Genomic DNA, 7,472 nt, shown 5'->3' with positions numbered 1-7,472 from the left:
GAAGAGTCATAATAAATTATTTAATATGGTGTATGGTCGCACAATCATTTTGCCTATTTCAGCATGGCGATGTCTGAGGGGTTTTACCCCTCAGACATTCGCCAACAGTCTCTTTCAACCGCCGGGTGGCCAATGGAATACCGACAAATCAAAACCTCAACCGATAAACCCGTTCCACCAAATCAGTAGCCTTTCCCAACAACCGCTTCGCAACACTCTGCGGATTAGAATTAGTCAAAGGAGGCGCTAAAAAATTATTATAATCATCAGTCTCTCGCGGCGGAGTATTCTCATCCAACTCAGCCATAAACTTATTCTTTTCCTCCGACTCATCAAGTGTCTGCAACGCCTTGTAAGCATTCTTGAAATCTTCATAAAAAGCCGCATCTTTTTCAGCTATACTAATAAGTGCAGACGCTTTTTCTAACTCACCATTCACCAAAGCCTCGCCAACTTCATTCACTTCAGCTATCAACTCAGGCGAAAGAGGTGCTTCATATCTCGCGAGGGAGATTAAAAAAGCTTTCGGCGCAAACTGATCGAATCCCGATAAAGTAACTTGTGTAGAAGTCATAATATTTTAGCCGTTGCCGGTGATAGTGAAAGCAGCCCAGTGATAAGGATGCTCATAGGGTTTCTCATCTATTATATCTAAATTTTCTTGCAGTCGCGAAGCTTCCATTTCAAAGAAGAATATGCTTTTAAACTCAGCCTTTCTCAGCAAAGGCAACAACTCGCCCGCGTACCACTCACCCAGTTTACCATTCGTGAGCACTCGGAGCCAATCTTTCGCTTGTTGCAGGGCGATCGGCGGCTGCATTCCCTGCTTCCATAACTGGTAGAAATAAATCAGTAACAAAGCGCTAGAACGTTCGTCCACTCGCCACAGAGTGCTGATAATATAGTTAGTCTCCGGCAAAAAGCCGCTGGCTATGCCGACAAATTCATCGATTAACTCGCCTTTCTTGGTGATGCCGGTTTCGCAAGCGCTGAGGCAGACTAGGTAATAATCGACTAATTTTAACTGTAAAATGTCGGTTAATGTCAATTCTTCGCCGGTGCCTAAAAGTAAGGCGGAATTCTCGGACTTTTCGGTGTTGTGGTAAGCGTGGCCTGTGTAATGAAAGATGCCACTATTGGATTTTAGGGCTTGAATAATTGCGGTTTTGGTGGCTGCATTGGAGGCGCGATTAGTTTGGTTAATTTGACTGATGGCGGCTGCTTCGATTTGGGTGAATTTTAAGGCGCTTTTGCCTTGGGAGTGCTCTACCATCAGCATTGAATTCGGTTCAATTTCCGTGGGAGTTTGCTGTTGCTGTTGAATGGCAATTTGAGCACTGGGAAGGCGGGTAATCGAACGGATTATGGGGGCAACCACGGGGGGATTGCCCCTACCAGGATTCTGTAGGGGTAGTGCCCCCGTGCCTACCCCCTCCGTGCCTACCCCACCAGGATTCCGTAGGGGTAGTGCCCCCGTGCCTACCCCCTCCGTGCCTACCCCACCAGGATTCCGTAGGGGTAGTGCCCCCGTGCCTACCCCCTCCGTGCCTACCCCCTCCAAGGGCAGAAACAGGGAATCTAGCGGCAACAGGTGCAAATCGCGGTGGGGAATCAAAATTAAGTGTTCAATACCCGTAAGGTGCGTGCAAATTTCGGGAATTTTCAGGATGTCAGCGAGTTGTGGCAATTGCGCTGTCATTGACTCGCGCCAGGGATGGGATTCTTTGCTTTGCTGTTTGTTGGTAGTTTGGCAGTAATTTTGATAGTTGGTTTTCCAGTTTTCTAGCCATTTTTCTAAACTGTGACTGTCGCGTTTTGCGAATATATCGGTGACTGGTGTGGCGATAACTTCAAACTTGTCTGGGGTAATGATAAAAGCTGTCAGGGAAACTGGGCTGAGATGCCAGTAAATAATCGCGGTTGCGGTGTTATTTGTCAGTAAATCTCGGATTTGGGGATAAGTCGGGCTGGCGGTGCGGTTTTGTGAAGTGGCGCGCATCCATTGCAGGCAAAAGTTTTTCCGGGATTCGGCTTTTTCCAGGGCATTTACTTTGTTGCCAGACTCGACGAGGATATCGACTTCTAGTTGGTAAAGTCCGGCAAATTTGCGCTGGAGTCGCTGTTTGATTTCGGGGTGAGTTTCATTGTCTAAAATTAGATTTTCTAAGACGGTAGTAGCTTCGGTAATGTACTCGCTGGTTTTGGGATCTCCCAAGCTGCGGCAGACGGTAATTAAGCCTTGCATTACTTCTAAATAAGTTTCTGGGATGAGGGGCGATTTCAAGAATTCGCGGGCTTGTTCGTAGCTGGCTTTGGCTTTGTGGAATGATTCAAAATATGTGAATGTTTGTTTGCCGTGTTTGTAGTGTGCCTTGCCTTTTTGATTGTGCAAATTGCCACAAGCGAGGCGATAGTCGTGGTTGCTGGGGAGATATTTCTGTAAGCCTTCATCCCAGTTTTGAATGGCTTCACTGTAGCGGCCTGAGTTGAAAAATGCCCAACCTCGATTTTCCCAAGCCATCCAGTATTGATCGCCTGTAAATTCTAAGGCTTGATCGAAGGCGGTGATCGCCTCACTGTTGCGACCCAAACCTCTTAGGGTAGAGCCCAGCCCGTTCCAGGCAAAGTGGCTTTTGGGGTCAATTTTTAAGGCTGTCTCGAAGGCTGCGATCGACTCACTGTAGCGGCCCAAATCATTTAGGGTAGCGCCCAGGTTGTTCCAGGCAGCGTGGAATTTGGGGTCAATTTCTAAGGCTTGATCGAAGGCTGTGATCGCCTCACTGTAGCGGCCCAAACCATTTAGGGCATTGCCCAGGTTGTTCCAGACCTCGTGGAATTTGGGGTTAATTTCTAAGGCTTGATCGAAGGCGGCGATCGCCTCACTGTTGCGGCCCAAATCATTTAGGGTATTGCCCAGCCCGTACCAGGCACCGTGGAATTTGGGGTCAATTTCTAAGGCTTTCTCGAAGGCTGCGATCGCCCCTTCTAAATCTCCTGCATAATAGCGATCGACTCCTTCGCTATATAATTCTATAGCCTCTTGACTGACTTCTCTTTCTATAGATTTTGCTTGCGAAGTAGAATCAGATTGGTTAGTAGCAGATGAATTATCCGTAGAAGAAACACTCAAACTCTCCCTTCCCAACAATCTCAAAATATCTTCAATTACAGCCGATAAATCACCCACTGAATTATCCGTAGAAGAAACACTTCCACTCTCCCTTGCCAACAATGGAGGAACAGTATCTTCGCTTATCTGCGAACTCTCCTCCACAGGAGTCCGAATCAAACTCTCCCGCAACAACAATTGCCTACCAATATTCCCAGCAACCTCACTAATTCTCCCGCAATTCATCTCACCCAGCCGCACCATCCGCCCACCCAACTCTAAATGATTTTCCGGCGATACCAGCAACCTTTCTCCAAATTCTTGCAGCCAGTTTACCCACTCAGCATCATTGATTTTGCTACCGATTAAAAAGCCTTGAATTGTGCCGCGACTCCAGCCTTGTTCAACACCCTCCAATAGTTCCATGAATTTCTGTTCGTATTCCCCAAAAGAGCGAATCGGAGTTGGCTGGGGCGGTGGTGGTGCTGGTTTGCGGAATCGCCGCTGAATTTGCCGCCACAGGTTGAGGATGCGTTGCCAAATTTGTCGGATCATTGGCTGGGTGGGTGATGTGTTGTTGGTGATTGTAGCAGATTTTGGGGGTGAATGTAGATTTGGCGCGTTGATGTCGATTTAATTACCAAATGTCGTAGGGGCGGGTTCGCCAACCATATATAATGATGACCAACAATATATAAAAACCCGCCCCCACCACACCATAAATTTGAATGTACATTGATATTATTTGTTGGGTTGGGCGGGTTTTCGAGATTGTTTTTTTGGTGGCGATGATGGTTGGTGAACCCGCCCCTACAGCATTAAAAACACTCTTCAATTCATGTTAGATACCCGACTTATTAAAGAAGTCGGGGATATAGCCTTGAGTACCAACCTTGTTTTAAACTGGTTTAGCCCACGACAGCCAAGTTTCCATCGGGCGGAAACCGACTGATTTGTAAAGCTTTGTTGCACCTGTCAAACTGTCGGCATCGACGCTGAGTTTAGCTGTATTTGCACCCGCCGCTTTTAAGGTGTGCAAACCAGCTAGCAGCATTGCTTTTCCTAAGCCCATTTTGCGAAAGTCGCGCCGCGTACCCAATAGTTCAATCCAACCGTCTTTTGCGTCGCTGCGAGGGTTTTTTTGGGGTTTGATTTGACAGTCGCAAAATGCTGCAAATTTACGATCGCCCGAAACAGCAATTAAATCTAATTCTGGCTGATAATTCTCGTCTTGCATCCAGTATCGCACGGTTTCGGCAGTTAAATCGTGGTGGTTCCAGTGATCGATAAATGACTGGTTGAACATTTCTACCCAGGGTTGGATGTCTTTTTCCCCGGATACGTGCGTCAGCGCAAAATCTGCGGGAAATTCGGGTGCGGGAATTGGTTCGGCGAGCGATCGCGCCATTGTGAGAAAATAGCGATCGACTTCAAAGCCCTCTTTCTCTAACAGCCGCATCTCGTCGCTTTCATCTTCCCGACTGTAGGTACGCAATTTCGCGGGCAAATTCCGTTGTTTCGAGACTTCGCCCAGGCGCTTTTCGCCCCATTTAATGATATCTTTTTCCAAATCTTGGCCCCGCGCCTTTGGATGCACGTAAAACCAGAGACAGCCGTCTATTTCATCCTGGGAATCGGGCATATCTAAAAGTGCTAAACCAATTAGTCTGTAGTTGCCGTCTTCCCACAACTGTACGTCGCGGGCTTTGTCGAGTGTGGGGGCGTCGAGTACAAGCTTTACTTCGCTAGCGGATACTTCTTCGCCGACTCCATCGACTGCTTCGCAAGCATCGATTAAATTTGCGATCGCACACCAGTCACTTTTGCCTTTGTAGGAGCGTGTTGTCAAGATATTCATAGAAAACTTTGCAATCCGTAAATTCGGACTGTTCCTGTTAATTGGTATGGGCAAATGAGTACAGTAATTCGGACATTTTGCACAAATGTCGGTAACAGCCAAGATGGCTGTTCCACAAACGAACATTTTGCACAAATGTCGGTAACAGGCAAGATGCCTGTTCCACAGCTTTTAGTTGTTGAGAATGGTGTTGATAAAACTCAGAGACCTGTTTATATCACCCAGGCTTTCAGGTTTTATCTCATAGCGCAATCATAAAAATTGGTTTGCCCTTTTGGACTAGTTTTGTATTTGAGTTGCCGATCCGAGAAGCGCCCAACGTTGGCAAGCAGCGCCCTGGAAGTTATCAAGGCTGATGCTCGATTAACTATGATTTAAATAAATTTGATACAGCTAAGTAAAGAAGTTTTCACCCCCACCGGGTAGTTTATTTTTACTTTGGCTCTGTCTTACAATAAATCCTGTTGCAGGGATTTGTTGCTGCTCCTGTTAACTCTCCTGCTTGGGGGAGGGGAGCAGTTGAACCTCTTAAAAAGTTCCCTATTTCAACTATAACCGCTCAGGTTTTTTTTGGCAAGTTTGAGGTGAGGGGAGTTTTGTTTGTATTAACGGTCGCCTGGATTGGGCTAGAGAAGGACTGCACTTTTAACCGGGCATAAGTGTAGTTTTTATAACTTTTTGTGGCACTTGAAGATTTAATTTTATCCTAACGTTAAACTAACGTTAAACTGCTTTCTTGGATTTGCATGAGGTCAATATGCTCGACAACCTCGATTTAGATATTTCCTTGGACAAAGAAACCTATGATGCCAAAATCGAAGTTTTAATGCAGCAGTTGCGATCGCTCCAACTAGCCTGCTGGGAAAAAAAACTGCCCGCAATAATTGTACTCGAAGGCTGGGCGGCCGCCGGCAAAGGCGCCCTGGTCAAAAAAATGGTGGGGTACATGGATCCGCGGGGGTTTGCCGTCCACCCGATTTGGCCGCCGTCAGAGGCAGAAATGGGCTATCCTTTCCTGTGGCGGTTTTGGGAGAAACTGCCGGCGCGAGGGCGGATTGGTTTTTTCTACCACAGTTGGTACACTCATGTTTTAGAAGACCGATTGTTCCAGAGAGTTTCTGACGCCGAAGTACCGACAGTCATCAGGCAAATCAACGCCTTCGAGCGGCAGATGGTAGATGACGGCGCGGCAATTGCCAAATTTTGGATTCACCTGAGCAAAAAAGAACTCAAGCACAGGCTCAAAAAACTAGAAGACGACAGCTTACAAGCTTGGCGAGTGCGGCCCGAAGATTGGAAACAAGCCAAAAAATACCAAGAATACAAAACTTTGGCCGAAGAAATGGTAACTCAAACCGGCACGGGCCCGGCACCTTGGACGCTAGTAGAAGGCGACTGTCAGCGCTGGGCGAGAGTCAAAGTTTTAACGCAAATGGCAGCGACAATTACAGAAGCCCTAGAGAGACTCCCCACGCAATCTACGCCACTGAAATTGCCGCCTCAAGAAAGCTTGGCACCCACTGAACCGGATTTGCTCGCCCAAGTAGATTTGACTCAATCGCTGTCGCCAGACGAATACAAAGAGGAACTTCGCGCAGCACAAACCAGTTTTGGCAAACTGCAACAAAGCATCGACGAAGATGAAATCCCCGTGTTAGTGCTGTTTGAAGGTTGGGACGCCGCCGGTAAAGGAGGCGCGATCAAACGCTTGACCGACATCCTAGACCCCCGCAGTTACACCGTTAATCCGTTTGCTGCCCCCACGGATGAAGAAAAATCTCACCACTACCTCTGGCGGTTCTGGCGGCGGTTGCCGACTGCTGGTAAAATCAGCATTTGCGATCGCAGTTGGTATGGTAGAGTGCTGGTCGAACGAGTGGAAGGATTTGCCACCGAACCCGAATGGCGCCGAGCTTACCAGGAAATTAACGAATTTGAGGAGCAACTCACCAGTTTCGGTTGTGTCGTAGTTAAATTCTGGCTGCACATCAGTCCAGACGAGCAACTAAAGCGGTTTACAGAGCGAGAAAAAAATCCATTTAAACAATACAAACTCACTCCTGAAGATTGGCGGAATCGCGAAAAGTGGAATTATTATGAAGTGGCGGTGAATCAAATGGTTCAGCGCACCAGCACCCCGTCAGCTCCCTGGACTATAATTGCGGCCGATAACAAGTATTATGCTCGTGTTAAAGTAATTCAAACGGTAACGCAGGCAATTCGGAATCAACTGAAACGCCGATAAATTGGGATTGGTGAATGGGTAACAGGTAATGGAAAAAATACAGGCAGCATAAAGCAGGCAAGATTGCCAAGTCAATTTGACCGGCCGTCGGCTCCATCCATTATCAATTACCGATCGACCTTTAACCAACTATCGATTACCAATTATCTGTCAGCAATCTGTGACCCGCCCCAAAACGGGTACAACCCCCCGACGCTATGAGTGTGGAGAGCCTAAAATTTTAGACCAAAGTGCAAGCTCCTAGATTCATCTGTGGAGTC

At 47.3% G+C, this 7,472-nt stretch carries 5 protein-coding genes; 2 read left to right on the top strand and 3 right to left on the bottom strand.

Annotated features, from left to right (window positions below):
• Window positions 1–148 precede the first annotated feature (148 nt).
• From QZW82_RS27465 to QZW82_RS27455, 3 genes are all read right to left on the bottom strand, one after another.
• Window positions 149–574 carry a hypothetical protein gene (locus QZW82_RS27465; RefSeq protein WP_293155886.1) on the bottom strand — a complete coding sequence of 142 codons (426 nt, stop codon included), beginning with the start codon at window positions 572–574 and terminating at the stop codon, window positions 149–151.
• 6 nt (window positions 575–580) lie between these two features.
• Window positions 581–3,664, bottom strand: a complete 3,084-nt coding sequence (locus QZW82_RS27460; protein WP_293155883.1) for a CHAT domain-containing tetratricopeptide repeat protein — start codon at window positions 3,662–3,664, stop codon at window positions 581–583.
• A 343-nt stretch (window positions 3,665–4,007) separates the two neighbouring features.
• Window positions 4,008–4,967 (bottom strand): GNAT family N-acetyltransferase, encoded by a 960-nt coding sequence (locus tag QZW82_RS27455; protein ID WP_293155880.1) that lies wholly within the window; start codon window positions 4,965–4,967, stop codon window positions 4,008–4,010.
• A gap of 54 nt (window positions 4,968–5,021) precedes the next feature.
• Here QZW82_RS27455 and QZW82_RS27450 point away from each other — a divergent pair, with 54 nt between their 5' ends.
• Both QZW82_RS27450 and pap read left to right on the top strand, forming a co-directional pair.
• Window positions 5,022–5,225: a hypothetical protein gene (locus tag QZW82_RS27450; RefSeq protein ID WP_293155877.1), complete on the top strand. Its 204-nt coding sequence runs from the start codon at window positions 5,022–5,024 to the stop codon at window positions 5,223–5,225.
• A 499-nt stretch (window positions 5,226–5,724) separates the two neighbouring features.
• Window positions 5,725–7,212 carry a polyphosphate:AMP phosphotransferase gene (gene pap / locus QZW82_RS27445; RefSeq protein WP_293155874.1) on the top strand — a complete coding sequence of 496 codons (1,488 nt, stop codon included), beginning with the start codon at window positions 5,725–5,727 and terminating at the stop codon, window positions 7,210–7,212.
• The last annotated feature ends 260 nt before the right edge of the window (window positions 7,213–7,472 follow it).

Origin of the sequence: Microcoleus sp. bin48.metabat.b7b8b9.023 (assembly GCF_013299185.1) — a bacterium.
Classification (GTDB): domain Bacteria; phylum Cyanobacteriota; class Cyanobacteriia; order Cyanobacteriales; family Microcoleaceae; genus Microcoleus.
This window is presented reverse-complemented; position numbering and strand designations above follow the sequence as displayed.

What these genes read in the sequence shown, in the direction of transcription:
- QZW82_RS27465 (WP_293155886.1), bottom strand. Translation starts at nt 574, where the DNA reads ATGACTTCTACACAAGTTACTTTATCGGGATTCGATCAGTTTGCGCCG.
- pap (WP_293155874.1), top strand. Translation starts at nt 5,725, where the DNA reads ATGCTCGACAACCTCGATTTAGATATTTCCTTGGACAAAGAAACCTAT.
- QZW82_RS27455 (WP_293155880.1), bottom strand. Translation starts at nt 4,967, where the DNA reads ATGAATATCTTGACAACACGCTCCTACAAAGGCAAAAGTGACTGGTGT.
- QZW82_RS27460 (WP_293155883.1), bottom strand. Translation starts at nt 3,664, where the DNA reads ATGATCCGACAAATTTGGCAACGCATCCTCAACCTGTGGCGGCAAATT.
- QZW82_RS27450 (WP_293155877.1), top strand. Translation starts at nt 5,022, where the DNA reads ATGAGTACAGTAATTCGGACATTTTGCACAAATGTCGGTAACAGCCAA.